This is a genomic window from Mycobacterium sp. MUNTM1 (genome assembly GCF_054660795.1).
Genome location: NZ_BAAGDE010000011.1, coordinates 69257 through 88623 on the forward strand (window position 1 = coordinate 69257; position 19367 = coordinate 88623).

The following is a 19367-nucleotide window of genomic DNA, read 5'->3' on the forward strand; positions in this document are numbered from 1 at the left end:
GGCTACACCCCGGAGGCGCGGCGCCCGTGGTCGCCGAACGGTTCGTCGCGGTGCCGCACCGCCTCGCGGAACCCGTGCTCGACGGCGTCCGCGACGAAGGCGTGCCCCTCGGGAGTATGCCGGGCGACGCCGTCGAACACCGTGCTGACCATCCGGCTGGTTGCCACACCCTGTTGCAGCAGAGCGGAATTCAGCGCGAGCTTGATCATGATCAGCTGGTTGACCGGCACCGCGGCGATCCTTTGCACCAGCCGCTCGGTGCGCTCGTCCAAGTCCGCCGGATCCGGCGCCTCGACCGCCCATCCCCACTCGGCGGCCTGCGCACCGGTGATGCAATCACCGGTGAACAACAGCCTTTTCGCGCGCTGATCGCCCAGCCGGTGTGCCCACAGCCCCGCCGCCGGCACGCCCCACACGCGGGTCGGCGGGTAGCCGATCTTGGCGTCGGCCGCGGCGATGACCTGGTCGGCGTGCAGCGCGATGTCGGTGCCACCGGCCACGCAATAGCCGTGGATCTTCACCACCGTCGGCTTGTCGGCGTGCATGAGGCTGGAGAAGCCCCGCACGAAGCGACTCATCATCTGATAGTCGATCATCGGATCCCAGGGCTGATCGGCCAGATGGTTGACCGCCTGGGTCTTTCCGTCCAGCACGGTGCCCTGGTATGCGCCGGTGCCGCCGGCCGAGCCGGTGCGATCGGCGTAGGCACTCAGGTCGAAGCCCGCGCAGAAGCCCTCGCCGCGACCGGACACCAGGATGACGTGCACGTTCGGGTCGAGGTCGGCGCGCTCCACCAAGGCCGAGAGTTCCAGCGGGGTGTCCGCGACGATCGCATTGCCCTTGTCCGGCCGGTTGAACGTGATGCGCGCAACCCGATCGGTGACCTCGTAGGTCATCGTTTTGAGGTTATCGAAGTCGACCGGCCTGATCGCGTGAGTCAATGGCGCCACTCTCCCTCGCAAGCGGGAGGTGCCCCCACCTCATCGCTTCGCTCTACATCGTCGCCGGCGCAGGTCATTTGTGGCTCAGCCCTTGACCAGCGCCCGCTCCAGGATCGGTGCGAGGTCGAGCCCGTCCGGCATGGTGCCGAACGCACCGCCCCACTGCCGGTCGAGGCGGGTGGTCAGGAAGGCCTCGGCGACGGCCGGGTGGCCGTGGCGCACCAGCAGCGAGCCCTGTAGCGCCAGGCAGATGTCCTCGGCCACCTTGCGGGCGCGGTACTGGATGGTCTCCAGGTCGCCCAGCTGATCGCGCAGCCGCGCGACGTGGTTGGCCAGGCGCGGGTCCTGACCCGCGCCGTCGGCGAGCTCATCGAACAGCACCTCGACGCACTCCGGCCGGGTTGCCATGGCGCGCAACGTGTCCAGCGCGCTGACGTTGCCCGAGCCCTCCCAGATGCCCATCAGCGGCGCCTCCCGGTACAGCCGCGGCATGCCGGAGTCTTCGACATAGCCGTTGCCGCCCAGGCACTCCAGCGCCTCGGCGGCGTGCGGCGTGGAGCGCTTGCACACCCAGTACTTGCTGGCCGCCAGGCCGATGCGGCGCAGCAGCGCCTCGGTCCGGTCGCCGCGCACGGCCCTGTCGGTCGCGCCGGCCATCCGCATCGCGACCATGGTGGCCGCCTCCGCCTCGACGGCCAGGTCGGCCAGCACGTTACGCATCAGTGGTTGGTCAATCAAATAGGCGCCGAAGGCCTTTCGGTGCTGGGCGTGGTAGATCGCCCGGGTCAGACCGGTGCGCATGCTGGTGGCGCTGCCCAGCGTGCAGTCCAGCCGGGTGAGGTTGACCATCTCGATGATGGTGGGCACGCCGCGCCCTTCCTCCCCCACCAGCCACGCGATCGCGCCGTCGTATTCGACCTCACTGGACGCGTTGGCGTGGTTGCCGAGCTTGTCCTTGAGACGCTGCAGGAACATTCGGTTGCGGGTGCCGTCGGGCAGGACCCGGGGCAGCATGAAGCAGGACAGCCCGCCCGGCGCCTGCGCCAGCACCAGGAAGATGTCGCACATCGGCGCCGAGGTGAACCACTTGTGACCGGTCAGCCGGTAGCTGCCGTCGGCGTTGGGGGTCGCCTCGGTGGTGCCGGCGCGCACGTCGGAGCCGCCTTGCTTCTCGGTCATCGACATGCCCGCGGTGATGCCGGGCTTGGTGGTGGCCGGCCTGAGCTCGGGGTCGTATTCGCGGCTGGTCAGCAGCGGCTCGTACACCTTGGCCAGCTCGGGGTTGAAGCGCAGCGCCGGCACGACGGCGTACGTCATCGAGATCGGGCAGATGTGGCCCGGCTCGACCGTCCACACCGACGTCTTGGCGGCGCGGACGACGTGGGAACCCGGGCGGTCGTCGGCCCAGGGCGCGGCGTGCATGCCGTGGGCGACCGCCGCGCGCATGAGTTCGTGGTAGGCGGGGTCGTATTCGACCTCGTCGACCCGGTGACCGTTGCGGTCGTGGGTGTGCAGGACGGGCCGGTTGCGGTCGGCGAGCTCGCCCCACCGCTGCGCCTGGTGGGTGGCCGACAGCGCGCCGACCTCGTTCACCTCGTCCAGGCCCCACTGCCCGCCCTCGCGGATCAGGGCCTCGATGAGCACCGCGGAGCTGGCGGGGTTGTGGTTTTCCAGGGGCGGGACCTGGTTGGTGACGACGTGAGTGTCCGACATGCCACCAATGTTACATTTTCCCGACAGTTGCACAAGAGGTGTAACAGTCGGGTGGGCGGTCAGCCCTTGGTGTTCTCCCGCAGGAACGCGATGTCGTCCTTGCGGCCCTCGTCCGCGGTCTCGCAGATCACCGGCGCGCCGGCGGCCTCAACCACCGCGACGAGCAGGGCCGGGTCGATCTGGCCGGTGCCGAAGTTGGCGTGCCGGTCGGCACCGGAGCCCGCCGCGTCCCTCGAGTCGTTGCAGTGCACCAGGTCGATGCGTCCGGTCAGGGCCTTGATCCGGTCGACCGCATCGATCAGGGCCTCACCGGCGGCCCAGGCGTGACAGGTGTCCAGGCAGAAACCAATTCCCTTGTCGCCGATGTGATCCCACAGTTTTCCGATGGTGTCGAAATGGCGGGCCATCGCATGGTCGCCGCCGGCGGTGTTTTCCAGATACACCGGCACGTCCGTTTCCAGATAATCCAGCGCCTTGACCCAGCGCTCGAAGCCGGCTGCCATGTCGTCGTCATCGGCATGGCCGCCGTGCACGATGACCGCCGTCGCGTTGATTTCCGCGGCCGCGTCGCAGGTGTCCTGCAATATTTTGCGCGACGGGATCCGGATGCGGTTGTTCGCCGAAGCGACATTGATGAGGTAGGGCGCATGGACGTACAACGGCACGGACGACGCTTTGAGCGCCTCGGCGTCGTCACGCGGCTTGGGCTTCTTCCAGCTCTGCGGATTGCCGAGGAAGAACTGCACCGCGTCGGCGCCGTCCGTCTGCGCCGCGGCCAAGGGATCGTCGTTGCCGACGTGCGAACCGATGAGCACGTCGGCCAGTGTAGTGAGGTGTGCTGACGGCCCAACGTCACGCCAGGGTGACGCTCGGCGGAGAGAGCCACGCTGGCGTGACGCTCGACGCTGCAAGCAAGGAAAAAGCCCCGGGCAAAACCCGGGGCTTTTTCGTCGTTGACTAGCGGTAGTCGCTGTAGCCGTAGTCGTCCAGCGGCACCGCGGCACCGGTGGCCTGACCGAAGTCCGGGCTGTAGTACTGATCCTCGTAGGACGGGATCGTGTACGCGGCGGCCCGGGCCTCCTCGGTCGGCTGCACCTGGATGTTGCGGTACCGGTTGATGCCAGTACCGGCCGGGATCAGCTTTCCGATGATCACGTTCTCCTTCAGACCGTTGAGCTTGTCGCTGCGGCAGTTGATCGCCGCATCGGTCAGCACTCGCGTGGTCTCCTGGAACGACGCCGCACTCAGCCACGAGTCGGTGGCCAGCGAGGCCTTCGTGATACCCATCAGCACCGGACGTCCGGCGGCGGGCTCGCCGCCCTCGGCCACCACCCGGCGGTTCTCCGCCTCGAACTCCGCACGGTCGATCAGCGAGCCGGGCAGGAACTCCGTCGAGCCCGAGTCGATGATGGTGACGCGGCGCAGCATCTGGCGAACAATCACCTCGATGTGCTTGTCGTGGATCGACACACCCTGCGCGCGGTAGACCTCCTGGACCTCGCGGACCAGGTGGATCTGCACCTCGCGGGGGCCCTGCACGCGCAGCACCTCGTGCGGGTCGGCCGAGCCTTCCATCAGCTGCTGGCCCACCTCGACGTGGTCGCCGTCGGACAGCACCCGCTCGGAACCGTCCTCGTGCTTGAACACACGCAGCCGCTGCCGCTTGGAGAGCTTGTCGTACACAACCTCTTCGCTGCCGTCGTCGGGAACGATGGTGATCTTGTAGAAGCGCTCACCGTCCTCGAGACGGACCCGCCCGGTGACGTCGGCGATCGGCGCCTTACCGCGCGGGATGCGGGCCTCGAACAGCTCCTGCACCCGGGGCAGACCGCCGGTGATGTCCTCACCGACACCACCCTGGTGGAACGTACGCATGGTCAGCTGGGTACCGGGCTCACCGATGGACTGCGCCGCGACGATGCCGACGGCCTCACCGATGTCGACCAGCTTGCCGGTCGCCATCGAGCGTCCGTAACAGGTCGCGCACACGCCGGTGCCGGTGGTGCACGTCAGCACCGAGCGCACCTTGACCGACGTGATGCCCGCGGCCAGCAGGGCCTCGATCTCGGGGTCACCCAGGTCCTCGCCGCGCGGAACGACGACGTTGCCGGCCTCGTCGACCGCATCGGCGCCCAGAGTCCGTGCGTACGCCGAGGTTTCGATGTACGGGTCGCGGATCACGGTGCCATCCGCCTGGCGCTCGGCCAGCTCGACGATGATGCCCCGCTCGGTCTCGCAGTCGTGCTCGCGGACGATGACGTCCTGGCTGACATCCACCAGACGACGGGTCAGGTAACCCGAGTCGGCGGTACGCAACGCGGTGTCCGCCAAGCCCTTTCGAGCACCGTGCGTGTTGATGAAGTACTCCAGCACGGTCAGGCCCTCACGGAACGACGACTTGACCGGACGCGGGATGAACTCACCCTTCGGGTTGGTCACCAGACCCTTCATGCCGGCCAGCGTTCGCGTTTGGGTGAAGTTACCCGTGGCGCCCGAGTCCACGATCGTGATGATCGGGTTGTCGGCCGGGTAGTGCTCACGCAGCGCCTGACCGACCTCGTCGGTGGCTTCCTTCCAGATCTCCACCAGCGCCTCGTTGCGCTCGTCGTGGTTCAAAGCGCCACGCTGGAACTGCTTTTCGACCTTCTCGGCCCGCTCCTCGTACTGGTCGAGGATCTCCTTCTTGCGCGGCGGGACCAGCACGTCGGCCATCGAGACCGTGACACCGCTGCGGGTCGCCCAGTAGAAACCGGCGTCCTTGAGCTTGTCCACGGTCTGCGCGACCACGATCATCGGGTACCGCTCGGCCAGGTCGTTGATGATCGACGCCTGCACCTTCTTGTGCATCTGCTTGTTCACGAACGGGTAGCCCACCGGCAGCAGTTCGTTGAAAAGCACACGGCCCAAAGTGGTCTCGGCCATCCAGGCGTCGCCCGGCTGCCAGCCGTTGGCGCCGAACAGCTCGGCCTCGATGTCGGCCGGCGGACGCAACTGGGTCAGCCGCACCTTGATCTTGGCCCGCACCGACAGCACGCCACGGTCGGACGCCATGATCGCCTCAGCCGGCGAGGAGTACACCCCGACCTCGGGCTCGTCCTTGGCGGCCGGCTTGAATTCGCCCGTGTCGCCGTCGACCTCAGTGGTCAGGAAGTACAGACCGGTCACCATGTCCAGACGCGGCATGGCCAGCGGTCGGCCCGACGCGGGCGACAGGATGTTGTTGGAAGACAGCATCAGGATGCGGGCCTCGGCCTGCGCCTCGGCGCTCAGCGGCAGATGCACCGCCATCTGGTCACCGTCGAAGTCGGCGTTGAACGCCTCACACACCAGCGGGTGCAGCTGAATTGCCTTGCCTTCCACCAGCATTGGCTCGAAGGCCTGGATGCCCAGCCGGTGCAGGGTGGGAGCGCGGTTCAGCAGCACCGGGTGCTCGGCGATGACCTCTTCGAGGACATCCCACACCTGAGGACGCTGACGCTCCACCATGCGCTTGGCGCTCTTGATGTTCTGCGCGTGGTTGAGGTCGACCAGCCGCTTCATCACGAACGGCTTGAACAGCTCCAGCGCCATCAGCTTGGGCAGACCGCACTGGTGCAGCTTGAGCTGCGGACCGACCACGATGACCGAGCGGCCCGAGTAGTCGACGCGCTTACCGAGCAGGTTCTGGCGGAACCGGCCCTGCTTACCCTTGAGCAGATCGCTCAGCGACTTCAGCGGGCGGTTACCCGGCCCGGTGACCGGGCGGCCGCGACGGCCGTTGTCGAACAGCGCGTCCACGGACTCTTGCAGCATCCGCTTCTCGTTGTTGACGATGATCTCGGGCGCGCCGAGGTCGATCAGCCTCTTGAGTCGGTTGTTCCGGTTGATCACGCGGCGGTACAGGTCGTTCAGGTCGCTGGTGGCGAACCGGCCACCGTCGAGCTGCACCATCGGGCGCAGTTCCGGCGGGATCACCGGGACGGCGTCGAGCACCATGCCCATCGGGGAGTTGCCCGACTGCTGGAACGCGGCGACCACCTTGAGCCGCTTGAGAGCGCGAAGCTTCTTCTGCCCCTTGCCGTTTCGAATCACGTCGCGCAGGATCTCGGCCTCTGCGTCGATGTCGAAGTTCTCGATCAGCTTTTGGATCGACTCCGCACCCATGGCACCGGTGAAGTACTCACCGAAGCGGTCGATCAGCTCGCGGTAGAGGTTCTCGTCGACGATCAGCTGCTTGGGGGCCAGCTTGGTGAAGGTCGTCCAGATCTCCTCGAGCCGGTCCAGCTCGCGCTGGGCCCGGTCGCGCAGCTGACGCATCTCGCGCTCGCCGCCGTCGCGGACCTTGCGGCGCGCGTCGGCCTTGGCGCCCTCGGCCTCCAGCTCGGCCAGGTCGGCCTCGAGCTTCTGGGCGCGGGCCTCCAGGTCGGCGTCGCGCTGGTCCTCAATGGCCTTGCGCTCCACCATCATTTCGGCCTCGAGCGTCGAAAGCTCGTTGTGGCGCATCTCGTCGTCGACCGAGGTGATGACGTACGCGGCGAAGTAGATGATCTTCTCGAGATCCTTAGGCGCCAGGTCCAGCAGGTAGCCGAGCCGGCTCGGCACGCCCTTGAAGTACCAGATGTGCGTGACGGGCGCGGCCAGCTCGATGTGGCCCATCCGCTCGCGACGCACCTTGGCGCGGGTCACCTCGACGCCACAGCGCTCACAGATGATGCCCTTGAACCGGACGCGCTTGTACTTGCCGCAGTAGCACTCCCAGTCGCGAGTCGGTCCGAAGATCTTCTCGCAGAAGAGGCCGTCCTTCTCCGGCTTCAGCGTGCGGTAGTTGATCGTCTCCGGCTTCTTGACCTCGCCGTAAGACCATTGCCTGATGTCCTCCGCGGTGGCCAGGCCGATACGGAGTTCATCGAAGAAGTTGACGTCGAGCACGTAACTCCCTTTCCCCTTGCGGGTTTAGTTACCAATAAGAGGCTGGCTTGGCGTCACCGCTAAGCCAGGTCCTCAACAGACGCAGATTCGTTGCGGGACAGGTTGATTCCCAGGTTGGCCGCCGCACGCTCGAGGTCCTCGTCCTCGCCTTCGCGCAGCTCGATCGCCGCACCGTCCGAGGAGAGCACCTCGACGTTGAGGCAGAGCGACTGCAGTTCCTTGAGCAACACCTTGAAGGACTCGGGAATGCCGGGCTCCGGGATGTTCTCGCCCTTGACGATCGCCTCGTACACCTTGACCCGGCCGACGGTGTCGTCGGACTTGATGGTCAACAGCTCCTGCAGCGTGTACGCCGCGCCGTAGGCCTGCATGGCCCAGCACTCCATCTCACCGAAGCGCTGGCCACCGAACTGCGCCTTACCACCCAGCGGCTGCTGGGTGATCATCGAGTACGGACCGGTGGAGCGGGCGTGGATCTTGTCGTCCACCAAGTGGTGCAGCTTCATGATGTACATGTAGCCGACGGTCACCGGGTACGGGAACGGCTCGCCGCTGCGGCCGTCGAACAGCACCGCCTTGCCGTCGCCGTCGACCATGACCTCGCCGTCGCGGTTGGGCAGCGTGCAGGACAGCATGCCCTGCAGCTCCTCCTCCTTGGCGCCGTCGAACACCGGCGTGGACACGATCTGGTCCGGCTGCGCGTGCCGCAGCTGCTCGGGCAGGTTGACCGCCCACTCGGGCGAACCGTCGATGTTCCAGCCGGACTTGGCCACCCACCCGAGGTGAGTCTCCAGGATCTGGCCGATGTTCATCCGTCGCGGCACACCGTGCGTGTTCAGGATGATGTCCACCGGGGTGCCGTCCGGCAGGAACGGCATGTCCTCCTGCGGCAGGATCTTGCCGATGACACCCTTGTTGCCGTGGCGTCCGGCGAGCTTGTCGCCGTCGGAGATCTTGCGCTTCTGGGCCACGTAAACGCGCACCAGCTCGTTGACACCGGCCGGCAACTCGTCGTCGTCCTCGCGGGAGAACACCCGGATGCCGATGACCTTGCCGGACTCGCCGTGCGGCACCTTCAGGGAGGTGTCGCGGACCTCACGGGCCTTCTCACCGAAGATCGCGCGCAGCAGCCGCTCCTCCGGGGTCAGCTCGGTCTCACCCTTCGGGGTGACCTTGCCGACCAGGATGTCGCCGTCGCGGACCTCGGCACCGATGCGCACGATCCCGCGCTCGTCCAGGTCGGCCAGCACCTCGTCGGAGACGTTCGGGATGTCCCGGGTGATCTCCTCCGCGCCCAGCTTGGTGTCGCGGGCGTCGATCTCGTGCTCCTCGATGTGGATCGAGGTGAGCACGTCCTCCTCAACCAGCCGGTTGGAGAGGATGATCGCGTCCTCGTAGTTGTGGCCTTCCCACGGCATGATCGCCACGAGCAGGTTCTTGCCCAGCGCCATCTCACCGTTCTCGGTGCAGGGACCGTCGGCGATGACCTGGCCGGCCTCCACCCGCTCCCCCGCGTCGACGATCGGCGACTGGTTGGCGCAGGTGCCGTGGTTGGACCGCTCGAACTTGCGCATCCGGTAGGTGTGCCGGGTGCCGTCGTCGGCCATCACGGTGATGTAGTCGGCGGAGACCTCCTCGATCACCCCGGCCTTGTCGGCCACCACCACGTCGCCGGCGTCGATCGCCGCGCGCAGCTCCATGCCGGTGCCCACCAGCGGCGCCTCGCTGCGCACCAGCGGAACCGCCTGGCGCTGCATGTTGGCACCCATCAGGGCCCGGTTGGCGTCGTCGTGCTCGAGGAACGGGATCATGGCCGTGGCCACCGACACCATCTGGCGCGGCGACACGTCCATGTAGTCCACCTCGGACGAGGGCACGTACTCGACCTCGCCCGCCTTCCGGCGCACCAGGACGCGGGACTCCTCGAACCGGCCCTTGTCGTCGATCGGCGAGTTGGCCTGCGCCACGACGTGGCGGTCCTCCTCGTCGGCGGTCAGGTAGTGGATCTCGTCGGAGACCACACCGTCGACCACCTTGCGGTATGGCGTCTCGATGAAGCCGAACGGGTTGACCCGCGCGTACACCGACAGCGAGCCGATCAGACCGATGTTCGGACCCTCCGGGGTCTCGATCGGGCACATGCGGCCGTAGTGCGACGGGTGGACGTCACGGACCTCCAGGCCGGCGCGCTCACGGGACAGACCGCCGGGGCCCAGCGCCGACAGCCGGCGCTTGTGGGTCAGCCCGGACAGCGGGTTGTTCTGGTCCATGAACTGCGACAGCTGGCTGGTGCCGAAGAACTCCTTGATCGCGGCGACGACCGGCCGGATGTTGATCAGGGTCTGCGGCGTGATGGCCTCGACGTCCTGCGTGGTCATCCGCTCGCGCACGACGCGTTCCATGCGCGACATGCCGACCCGGATCTGGTTCTGGATCAGCTCGCCCACGGTGCGCAGCCGGCGGTTGCCGAAGTGGTCGATGTCATCGGTCTCCACCGGCACCTCGGTGCCGCCGGGGACGGTCATCGTGGCCTGGCCCTCGTGCAGGCGCACCAGGTACTCGATGGTGGCGACGACGTCTTCCTCGGTCAGCGTCGACGACGTGATCGGCTCTCCCGCGTGCAGGCCGAGCTTCTTGTTGACCTTGTAGCGGCCGACGCGGGCCAGGTCGTAGCGCTTCTCCTTGAAGAACAGGTTCTCCAGCAGGGTCTGCGCGGACTCCTTGGTCGGCGGCTCGCCCGGCCGCAGCTTGCGGTAGATGTCCAGCAGCGCCTCGTCGGTGCCGGCGGTGTTGTCCTTCTCCAGCGTCGACATCATGATCTCGGAGAAGCCGAACCGCTCGGTGATCTGCTCGTTCGTCCAGCCCAGCGCCTTGAGCAGCACGGTGACCGGCTGGCGGCGCTTGCGGTCGATACGGACGCCGACGGTGTCGCGCTTGTCGACGTCGAACTCGAGCCACGCGCCGCGGCTCGGGATCACCTTCACGCTGTGCAGCAGCTTCTCGGTCGACTTGTCGATGGTCTCGTCGAAGTACACGCCCGGCGACCGGACCAGCTGGCTGACCACCACACGCTCGGTCCCGTTGATGATGAAGGTGCCCTTTTCGGTCATCATCGGGAAGTCGCCCATGAAGACCGTCTGGCTCTTGATCTCGCCGGTGTTGTTGTTGATGAACTCGGCCGTGACGAACAGCGGGGCCGCGTACGTCATGTCCTTGTCTTTGCACTCGTCGACCGGCGCCTTGACCTCGTCGAAACGCGGGTCGGAGAACGACAGCGACATCGAGCCGGAAAAGTCCTCGATCGGCGAGAGCTCGTAGAGCACCTCTTCCAGGCCACCCACCGGAGTCACGTCCCCGCGGGCGGCGGCGGCCTCACGCCACCGCGGCGCGCCGATCAACCACTCGAAGGAGTCGATCTGCACGTCAAGCAGACCCGGAACCTCAAGCGGTTCGCGGAGCTTGGCGAAGGAAACTCGGTTGGGCGCTCCGGGCACGGAGCCGTTTGAAGAACTTCCGTTAGAGGAACTTTGTGGGCGATCCGTCTTGCTCTGGCGGAAATCTGCCAAGATGCATCCTTCCAGCACCTCGTGCGACTCACGAAGACCGGGACCACCGGCCAGCTCGCCGCGAATTGTGTCGGTTCGGCCGGCGAACGATCTGTCCGGATCTCACGCGCAACTAGAACTAAGCCGCTTGAGGGGGCTCAGGCTTAGACCACGGTGTCAGGTGGCGGGTGAGGTGGGCAGGAGGTAGCCAGCGCAACGTCCAACAATAGCGCAGGACGGCGCATTCCTCAACTTCCCAGCATCAGCAGTCCAGGGACATCGGCGCTGGCTGGCGTTTCGACTTTCCGCTGGATACATGCTGCCCAACAGACTGGCCCGTTTACGGCCCGCCGTCAAGAGGGCGGGCCGTCGTGTTTACGCGGAGTTATCGCAAAACACGACGGGCCGGCGCCCTAGTCGCCGAACTCGTGGGCGCGGTACTTGTGGGTCCCTTCGAGGTCGTCGAGGATGGCGGCCTGAGCGTTCTTGGGCAGGGTGTGCAGGATCTCGCGGACACGGGCCTGGCGGCGGGCGACGGCCTTGCGCTCGGGCATGCCCGGCGTCGCGGTGATCTGCGGGGGCACCCCCTCGATCTCCTCGACACCGCCGGCGTGGTGGCCGGCGTCGAGCAGGGCCTGCTCTTCGGCCATGGTCGCTTCGTCCTTCTCCTCGGACATGCCGATCGGACCGATCCGGCGGCCGTTGAGGAACTGCCGCACCACCGGCTCGTCGCTGGTCAGCAGCACCTCGCGCGGGCCGAACATGACCAGCTTGCGGCGGAACAGCATGCCCATGTTGTCCGGCACGGTGCGGGCGATGTTGATGTTGTGGGTAACGATCAGCACCGTGGCGTCGATCTGGGCGTTGATGTCGAGGATCAACTGGCTCAGGTACGCGGTACGGACCGGGTCCAGACCGGAGTCGGGCTCGTCGCACAGGATGATCTGCGGGTCCATCACCAGGGCACGGGCCAGGCTGGCGCGCTTGCGCATACCACCGGAGATCTCGCCGGGGAACTTCTTCTCGTCACCACCGAGACCGACCAGGGTCAGCTTCTCCATGACGATGTCACGGATCTCGCCTTCCTTCTTCTTGGTGTGCTCGCGCAGCGGAAACGCCGCGTTGTCGAACAGGTTCATCGAACCGAACAGGGCACCGTCCTGGAACATCACGCCGAACAGCGTGCGGATCTCGTAGAGCTCCTTGGCCGAGCACTGCAGGATGTCGGTGCCGTCGATGACCACCGAGCCGCGCTCGGGCCGCAACAAACCGATGAGGGACTTCAGGAAAACCGATTTGCCGGTACCCGACGGCCCCAGCAGGACGCTGACCTCCCCGGCGGGGATTTCCAGAGTCACGTCTTCCCAAATCCTCGAGGAGCCGAAGGACTTCGTGAGTCCATTCACCTCGATAGCGACGCCCATGGGAAATCCTTCCGTCGAAACTCTTGCCCGCCACCTGCCCTTTTATGTGGCATGAGTCACTGTAGCGCACGCCTGCCACACGGCAGCAGGGATGCGGGCGTCACCGGGGAAAAATTGACGGTCCCGAGATCAGCCGGAAGCCCGCACGGCACAACTTATTTGACGCACGTGTTAGCCCGACGTTAGCCAGCGGGCGCCCAGTTGCCGTGGAAGCCCATCGGCACCCGCTGCGGCAGGTGGACGGTGGCCACCCGCTCGAGCGTCTGCGCGTCCAGCAAGAGCAATTGACCCTCGTCGCTGTCGCGGTGATACCCGAAGCCCATCAGGATCCCGTCGTCTTCGGCGCGGGCGGCGGGGCTTGGCACAAAGGACATCTCGCCGAGTAAAAGGCCGGTATCGAGGACGGCGGCCGCGCTCGATCCGGTCGCGTAGTCGTGCTTGTAGAGGGCGGTGGACATCTCGGACGCCCCGTTCGACAGGTAGCCGCCGTCGGTGCCGATGGTGTAGCCGAATCGGTGCCGCCGGCCGAGCAGGCCCTCGTTGATGCGCGGAAACTCCTGCGGGCGATCGTCGTGGCGTTCGCTGGTCACCGCCCCGGTCGCGAGGTTGACGGTCCAGCGGTCCAGCGTCGGCCTGCTGTCGCCCGGACCGCGCAGGTCGCGGTCGAACATCCGCGAGTAGCGGACCACGTCGAGCACCAAAACCTCAGCGCCACCGCGCATCTCGGAGTAGGCGTTGAGCGGGTGGTAGACGTAGCAGGGTTCGATGTCGAACCAGCGGATGTCCTTGTTGCCGCCCTCACGCGGCATGACCCCGATGCGGGCCTGGTAGTCAGGATTCCACCGGTAGGGCATCCGATTGATCGGTTCGCGATTGCGGTTGATCATCGCGGTCACCGGACCGGGGATCCGGAAGCGTCCGATCAACGACTGCAGCACGAGCCGGGCGGGCAGACCCAACCAACGCGGCACATTCGCCGGCATCACCTGTACGGGATCGAACGTCACCGGCAGGTCGTAGATCACCACGTAGTTGTCGGTCAGGGAGAAGTCGTGCATCATCGGCGACCCGCCCACCTCGATGTCGACGGTGCGCCGGGCGCGGCCGGCGGTATCGATCACCGAGTACTGCACGGTGCGCCCGCGGGTGAACGCATACGACACCGCGTGCAATTCGCCGCTGCGCGGGTCGCGGTGCGGATGGGCGGTATAGCCCCCGAACAGGGTGCCGTCGAAGTCGCACGGGCCCTCGGTGTCCAACTCGTCGGTCAGCCGGTAATTCGCCCCGCCCCCCTCGACGAGCGCCAGCGTTTGGCCGGCATGGCTCAATACGTTGGTGTTCGGGCCGACGGAGAGCATCCCGGCGCGGGGGTTCAACCCCTGCGGCCCCGCCTCCTTCAGTGCCCGGCACACGTGGGCGGTGCGCACCCAGCGGTTGCGGTACCAGCGGGCCTGCCCGTCGCGCAGCGCCACCCCGTGCACCATGCCGTCGCCGCTGAACCAGTGGTAGACGGCCGGGTCCACCTCGGCGACCGGGTTGGGGCCGTTGCGCAGGTAGCGGCCGTCGAGGTGCTCCGGAATCCGTCCGGTGACGCGCAGGTCGTGCGCGGTGACTTCCGCGCTCACCGGCGCCAGGAAGTCCTCGAGGTAGGGGTTGCCGGGTTTGGCGGTTGCCGTGATCACCATCGCTGAACTCCTATAACATCGTTATTGCAGCGTTATTGGCACGATACGCCGCCGATGAGAAGATGACAACGATGACTTCAGAGGCTCAGCGCAGCGTCCGCGACGAGATGCTGCACGCCGCGGTCGGGCTGCTCGACGAGCACGGGCCCGACGCCCTGCAGACGCGCAAGGTGGCCGGCGCCGCGGGCACCTCCACGATGGCGGTGTACACGCACTTCGGCGGCATGCGTGGGCTGATCGCGGCGGTGGCCGAGGAGGGCCTGCGGCAGTTCGACGCCGCGCTGACGGTGCCGCCGAGCGCCGACCCGGTCGCCGATCTGTTCGTCACCGGTGCGGCCTACCGGCGCTACGCCATCAGGCGCCCGCACATGTACCGGCTGATGTTCGGCAGCACCAGCGCGCACGGTATCAACGCGCCCGCCCACAACGTGCTGACGCTGACGGTCGCCGAGATCGAGCGGAGCTACCCCAGCTTCGCGCACGTGGTGCGCGGCGTGCACCGGTGCATGCTGGCCGGCCGGATCCAAGCCGCGGACGCTTCGAAAGACGGTGTCGACGACGCGTCCGTCGTGGCCACCGCCGCCCAGTTCTGGGCGTTGATCCACGGGTTCGTCATGCTGGAGCTGGCCGGCTACTACGGCGACGACGACTCGGCGGTCGCTCCGGTGCTTGGTGCGATGACGACGAACTTGCTTGTCGCCCTTGGGGATTCACCCGAGCGGGCGGCGCGGTCGCTGCGGTCGGCCCGGCACTGAACGCACGAAGCCCCCGGGATGGTGATCCCGGGGGCTTGCGCGCTTGCGACTTACTTGACGGTGACGGTGGCGCCGGCGGCCTCGAGCTTGGTCTTGGCCTCGTCGGCGGCCTCCTTGGCCACCTTCTCCAGCAGCGGCTTGGGCGCGCCGTCGACCAGGTCCTTGGCCTCCTTGAGGCCCAGGCCAGAGACGATTTCGCGAACCACCTTGATGACGCCGATCTTCTTGTCACCGGCGGCCTCGAGGATGACGTCGAATTCCGACTGCTCCTCGGCGGCCTCGGCGGGCGCACCGCCGGCGGCGCCACCACCGGCGGCGGCGACTGCGACCGGGGCGGCCGCGGTGACCTCGAAGGTCTCCTCGAACTTCTTCACGAAGTCGGAGAGCTCCAGCAGGGTCATTTCCTTGAAAGCGTCGAGCAGGTCGTCAGTAGACATCTTTGCCATGGGTGTGGGTCCTTCCTTGTTTTTCCAGGTTCGGAGGTTGGTTGTTATTCGGCTTCGGCCGGGGTTTCCGGCGCCTCGGCGGGTGCTTCCGAAGCGGGTTCGCCGGTGGCGTCCGCGGCGGGCTCCGCGGCGGCTGCGGGTTCTGCAGCAGCGGCGGGACCTTCGGCGGCCTTCTTCTCCTGCAGCGCGGCCGCGAGCCGGGCGACCTGCGAAGCGGGAGCGTTGAACAGCCCCGCCGCCTTGGCGAGGTTGCCCTTCATCGCGCCGGCCAGCTTGGCCAGCAGCACCTCGCGCGACTCGAGGTCGGCGATGCGCTCGACTTCGGCGACCGTGAGCGCACGGCCGTCCATGTAGCCGCCCTTGATGACCAGCGCCTTGTGTTCCTTGGCGAAGGTCTTGATGGCCTTGGCGGCGTCGACCGGTTCCCCGGTGACGAATGCGATGGCCGTCGGGCCGGCGAAGAGCTCGTCGAGCCCCTCGACCCCTGCCTCCGAGGCCGCACGCTTGACCAGCGTGTTCTTGGCCACCGAGTAGGTGGCCGCCCCATTGAGCGAGCGCCGCAGCTCGGCCAGGTTGGCGACGGTCAGACCGCGGTACTCCGTGATCAGGGTTGCGGTCGATTCCTTGAACTGCTCGGCGATGTCTGCAACGGCGGTGGCCTTGTCAGCCCTGGCCATGCCTACCTCCTGAAGTGAAAGTCAATGCGACGTGTCGTCTCGATTCCCCCGAAGAACGACGAACGCCCCGGCGCAGAGGCGGCCGGGGCGTGAAAGTACGCCGGCGCGAGCCGGCGCTGATGCCTCGTCCTCCTGCGTGGGCCGCCGGGATGCTCCCGGACCTTCAACCGATTGCTCGGTGACCGACGGTCTTCGGTGGATCGGCTAACAGAATAGCGTGGGCCGCGCGATCAGCCAAAACGGTGGCCTCAGGTGACGGCGAGGACCAGCAGCACGAACACCGCCAGCAGCAGGATCACCCGCACCCGGTGCCGTCGATCCCAGCGGGCGGCGAGCTCGCGGGAGAGCTCGCCGGTGCTCGGCCATTTCGCGATGCGGTTGTTGATCGGCACCAGCAGGGCGACGGTCAGCAGTATCACCGCGGCCATCAACCCCGCGGCAATGCCGCAGAGCCAATCGCGCTGCTCGCCGCGCTCCTGGATGGCGAGCGAGGCCACCAGCAGCAGGGTGAGGGCATACCAGAACGGCATCGTCGTGCCGAGCGCCCGGGCGGCGCCGCCGCGGGCCGCGCGGAAGCCGTCGTCGGGCAGCCGGGCGATGAGGGGATGGAAGAAGACGGCGACCGCCAGCTCCACGCCGACCATCAGTCCGGTGACGACGACCGCGAGCGCGTCGATGCTGTTGTTCATGGCAACGACCTTTACGGTTATGCTGACAAATATCAAGGTACTGACAAATTAGTCAGCGAGGTGCGCGTGTCCGTATCCAAGAAGGAACTCAGCGACTGCCCGATCGACGCCGCCCTGTCGGTCATCGACGGCCGCTGGAAGGGCACCATCCTGTGGCGACTGTGCGACAGCCCGATGCGCACCGCCGAGCTGCGGCGCAGCATCCCCGGCATCACCGAACGCATGCTCATCCGGCACCTGCACGAACTGGTCGACGCGGGGATCATCGAGCGCCACGACGCGCGCACGGTGCCGCCGTGTGTGCACTATTCGATTTCCGAATACGGCATGACCTTGGCGCCGGTGCTGGCGAGCCTGTGCGACTGGGGACGAAAGCACATGCAGCGGGTCAGCTGAGCCCCGCGAGCCGGGCCGCGCCGATCAGGCCGGCCTCACCGCCGAGCTCGCCCGGCACCACGCGCAGCCCGGACAGGAAGTCCAGGCCGGCGTATTCGGCGAGCTTGGCCCGCAACGGGTCGAAGAGCAGCGGCCCGGATTTCGCGACCCCACCCCCGATCACCACGAGATCCAGGTCGCACACCGCCCCGACCGAGGCGATCATCGCGGCCAGCGCTTTGGCACCGCGATGGAATGCCTTCTGGGCCAACGGGTCTCCGGCCGCCGCCGCGGCGGCCAGGTCGCTGGCGCCGGCTTCGGGTGGCGCGGACCAGCCGCTCTCCCGCGCCCGGCGCACCATCCACGGCCCGGACGCGACCGTCTCCACGCAGCCGTGACCGCCGCAGGTGCAGGGCCGCCCGTCCAGTTCGACCACCACGTGCCCGACGTGACCCGCGTTGCCGGTGCGCCCCGAGTACGGGACGCCGTCGAGCACCAGCCCGCCGCCCACCCCGGTGGATACCACCATGCCCAGCAGAAACCGGGCGCCCGGGGCCGCATGTTTCCCCGCCCCGATCCACTGCTCCCCCAGCGCCATACAGACGCCGTCACCGGCCAGCACCACCGGCAGCCCCGGCACCGCCGCGGCGACCTTCTCGCGCAACGGGAAACGGTCCCAGCTGTCGATGTTGATCGGGCTGACGAACCCGCTGCGCAGGTCGATGGGCCCGGCCGAGGCGATCCCGACGGCGCCGACCGGAGCGTCGGCCGCCCGCAGCGCGTCGGCGATCATCGCTTCGACGACGGCCCACACGTCGCCGGCGGCGGGGGTGGCCGGGGTCGGGCGGACGGTGCTGTACACCAAGTTTCCACCCGAATCCGCCAGCGCGGCGGCGATTTTGGTGCCGCCGATGTCCAGGCAGAGGGTGAGCATGACGCTCAGTGCCGGTGGGTGTTGTCGGGCTGACCGGGGTCGCCGGGATGCTCGTAGCCGGGCGCCAGCTCCACCAGCGCGGCGCGGCGCCCGTCCAGCCACAACCGGAAGGCGCGCCGGCGCGCGGCGCCGCGCAGGTGCTCCTCGATCGCCGATCGCACCTCGTCCAGCGGTGGAGCCGCCGACGCCGTTGTGCGCCAGCCGTGTTCGCCCTGTTGCGGCGCGGCGAAGCGCAGCGGGTTGCGGGCGTGATAGGCGGCCACCTCGGTGTCGGCCACCCGCACCGCTGCGGTGACATCGGCGAACAGCGCCCGGGCGCGCGGATCGGCCAGCACTGCGGCGGCGACGCTGCCGATCTCCAGCCGGGCGGTCACGTCGGGCAGCAGCTCGGCCTCCGACGGCGCGCCGCGCGCGCTCAGCCCGCGGGCCTCGGCCTCCGCGGCCACCACCCGCTCGGTGACGATGAGCTGGGTCAGCCACCGCCGCAGCTGGCGGCCCTCGCTGGTGCCGCTGACGGGCAGGGCGGCCGCGCCCCAGGCGGCGCGCAGCCGCCCCTCGGCGGCGTCGAGGACGCCCGGCGAAACGGGCACGCCGGCGACGGTCGCTATCGGGTGGATGCTCATGTGACCGTCACCTTCACCGCCGGCGAGTAGACCAGTCGGCCGGCGCAGCCGATCCGCACCAGCGCCCACCACTGGCCGGGTTCCTGCCAGGCCGGCGGCGTCAGCTGGAAGCCTAGGTCGACGGTGCCCCGGGCGGGTAGCACCGCGCCGAGGGCGCCCGGACCCATCCATTCCCAGGTGCCCCAGGGGCTGATCAGGTGCGCCTCCAGCGCCAGGTCGGCGCCGGCGTGGCTGCCGAACGTGACCGTCAGGGCGCCCTCTTCGCCGGGCCGAAGCGTGACCTCGGCGGGCCCGTCGGCGAGGTAGACCAGCTCCCCCGCTGGCGCGCCCACCGTCACCACGCAGACGTCCTCGACGGGCTGGCGCCAGGACAGCGGAAGCTCGTCGCCGGTGACGCGGAGTTCGGCGCGGATCGGGTAGAGGCCAGGTCGGGCCTGCTCCGGGACCGACACCCGCACGTCCTGGTAGCAGTGGTCGCCGCCGCGCAGGGTGACGGGCAACTCGGCGGGCCTGGCCGTCCAGCCGTCCGGACACCGGAGGGTGATCGCGCCGTGCAGCGTCGCGTCGGTGCTGTCGCCTGGCGCCCCGGGACGGCGCCGGGCCGGGGGGGCGCGGGCCGCGCCCCGGGGGGGGGGGGGGGGGGGGGGGGGCG

General features: G+C 68.0%; 15 protein-coding genes. 2 read left to right on the forward strand and 13 right to left on the reverse strand.

Features of this window, described 5'->3' with window-relative positions:
* Window positions 1-2: 2 nt before the first annotated feature.
* The 7 genes from ACYQ8K_RS08810 to ACYQ8K_RS08840 form a co-directional block, all read right to left on the reverse strand.
* Window positions 3-941 carry a crotonase/enoyl-CoA hydratase family protein gene (locus ACYQ8K_RS08810; protein ID WP_459968075.1) on the reverse strand — a complete coding sequence of 313 codons (939 nt, stop codon included), beginning with the start codon at window positions 939-941 and terminating at the stop codon, window positions 3-5.
* Window positions 942-1025: 84 nt separating this feature from the next.
* A complete protein-coding gene (locus ACYQ8K_RS08815; RefSeq protein WP_459968076.1) occupies window positions 1026-2654 on the reverse strand; it encodes an acyl-CoA dehydrogenase family protein in 1629 nt (542 codons plus the stop codon).
* A gap of 59 nt (window positions 2655-2713) precedes the next feature.
* On the reverse strand, window positions 2714-3469 hold the full coding sequence (locus tag ACYQ8K_RS08820) for a deoxyribonuclease IV (RefSeq protein ID WP_459968077.1): 756 nt from the start codon (window positions 3467-3469) through the stop codon (window positions 2714-2716).
* 142 nt (window positions 3470-3611) lie between these two features.
* Window positions 3612-7562 (reverse strand): DNA-directed RNA polymerase subunit beta', encoded by a 3951-nt coding sequence (locus ACYQ8K_RS08825; RefSeq protein ID WP_459968078.1) that lies wholly within the window; start codon window positions 7560-7562, stop codon window positions 3612-3614.
* 59 nt (window positions 7563-7621) lie between these two features.
* Entirely contained in the window at window positions 7622-11128 is a 3507-nt protein-coding gene (gene rpoB, locus ACYQ8K_RS08830; protein WP_459968079.1) for a DNA-directed RNA polymerase subunit beta, read from the reverse strand.
* Between the two features lie 392 nt (window positions 11129-11520).
* Complete coding sequence (locus tag ACYQ8K_RS08835; protein WP_459968080.1) at window positions 11521-12531, reverse strand: ABC transporter ATP-binding protein; 1011 nt, start codon at window positions 12529-12531, stop codon at window positions 11521-11523.
* Window positions 12532-12713: 182 nt separating this feature from the next.
* Window positions 12714-14216 carry a carotenoid oxygenase family protein gene (locus ACYQ8K_RS08840; protein WP_459968081.1) on the reverse strand — a complete coding sequence of 501 codons (1503 nt, stop codon included), beginning with the start codon at window positions 14214-14216 and terminating at the stop codon, window positions 12714-12716.
* A gap of 71 nt (window positions 14217-14287) precedes the next feature.
* Between ACYQ8K_RS08840 and ACYQ8K_RS08845 the strand changes: the two genes are divergently transcribed.
* Complete coding sequence (locus tag ACYQ8K_RS08845) at window positions 14288-14971, forward strand: TetR/AcrR family transcriptional regulator (protein ID WP_459968082.1); 684 nt, start codon at window positions 14288-14290, stop codon at window positions 14969-14971.
* Between the two features lie 50 nt (window positions 14972-15021).
* Here ACYQ8K_RS08845 and rplL read toward each other — a convergent pair whose 3' ends face one another.
* The 3 genes from rplL to ACYQ8K_RS08860 form a co-directional block, all read right to left on the reverse strand.
* A complete protein-coding gene (gene rplL, locus ACYQ8K_RS08850; protein ID WP_007767831.1) occupies window positions 15022-15417 on the reverse strand; it encodes a 50S ribosomal protein L7/L12 in 396 nt (131 codons plus the stop codon).
* Between the two features lie 44 nt (window positions 15418-15461).
* Entirely contained in the window at window positions 15462-16094 is a 633-nt protein-coding gene (rplJ, locus tag ACYQ8K_RS08855) for a 50S ribosomal protein L10 (protein WP_459968083.1), read from the reverse strand.
* Window positions 16095-16342: 248 nt separating this feature from the next.
* On the reverse strand, window positions 16343-16783 hold the full coding sequence (locus tag ACYQ8K_RS08860; protein ID WP_459968084.1) for an anthrone oxygenase family protein: 441 nt from the start codon (window positions 16781-16783) through the stop codon (window positions 16343-16345).
* 66 nt (window positions 16784-16849) lie between these two features.
* Between ACYQ8K_RS08860 and ACYQ8K_RS08865 the strand changes: the two genes are divergently transcribed.
* The gene (locus ACYQ8K_RS08865) at window positions 16850-17179 is read left to right on the forward strand and encodes a winged helix-turn-helix transcriptional regulator (protein ID WP_459968085.1); all 330 of its coding nucleotides are present in this window, start codon (window positions 16850-16852) and stop codon (window positions 17177-17179) included.
* Here ACYQ8K_RS08865 and ACYQ8K_RS08870 read toward each other — a convergent pair.
* From ACYQ8K_RS08870 to ACYQ8K_RS08880, 3 genes are all read right to left on the reverse strand, one after another.
* Window positions 17172-18092: an ROK family protein gene (locus ACYQ8K_RS08870; protein ID WP_459968086.1), complete on the reverse strand. Its 921-nt coding sequence runs from the start codon at window positions 18090-18092 to the stop codon at window positions 17172-17174. The two genes, ACYQ8K_RS08865 and ACYQ8K_RS08870, sit on opposite strands and share 8 nt — an antisense overlap.
* Window positions 18093-18097: 5 nt before the next feature.
* Window positions 18098-18715, reverse strand: coding sequence for a DUF7158 domain-containing protein (locus ACYQ8K_RS08875; RefSeq protein ID WP_459968087.1), 618 nt, complete (start codon window positions 18713-18715; stop codon window positions 18098-18100).
* The coding region (locus ACYQ8K_RS08880; RefSeq protein ID WP_459968088.1) for an NEW3 domain-containing protein at window positions 18712-19367 on the reverse strand (656 nt) is incomplete at its 5' end. The genes ACYQ8K_RS08875 and ACYQ8K_RS08880, both read right to left, overlap by 4 nt.

Coding starts and splice junctions, on each gene's coding strand:
- rplL (WP_007767831.1), bottom strand. CDS start 15,417: ATGGCAAAGATGTCTACTGACGACCTGCTCGACGCTTTCAAGGAAATG.
- ACYQ8K_RS08840 (WP_459968081.1), bottom strand. CDS start 14,216: ATGGTGATCACGGCAACCGCCAAACCCGGCAACCCCTACCTCGAGGAC.
- ACYQ8K_RS08860 (WP_459968084.1), bottom strand. CDS start 16,783: ATGAACAACAGCATCGACGCGCTCGCGGTCGTCGTCACCGGACTGATG.
- ACYQ8K_RS08875 (WP_459968087.1), bottom strand. CDS start 18,715: ATGAGCATCCACCCGATAGCGACCGTCGCCGGCGTGCCCGTTTCGCCG.
- ACYQ8K_RS08835 (WP_459968080.1), bottom strand. CDS start 12,531: ATGGGCGTCGCTATCGAGGTGAATGGACTCACGAAGTCCTTCGGCTCC.
- ACYQ8K_RS08845 (WP_459968082.1), top strand. CDS start 14,288: ATGACTTCAGAGGCTCAGCGCAGCGTCCGCGACGAGATGCTGCACGCC.
- ACYQ8K_RS08815 (WP_459968076.1), bottom strand. CDS start 2,654: ATGTCGGACACTCACGTCGTCACCAACCAGGTCCCGCCCCTGGAAAAC.
- rplJ (WP_459968083.1), bottom strand. CDS start 16,094: ATGGCCAGGGCTGACAAGGCCACCGCCGTTGCAGACATCGCCGAGCAG.
- ACYQ8K_RS08870 (WP_459968086.1), bottom strand. CDS start 18,092: ATGCTCACCCTCTGCCTGGACATCGGCGGCACCAAAATCGCCGCCGCG.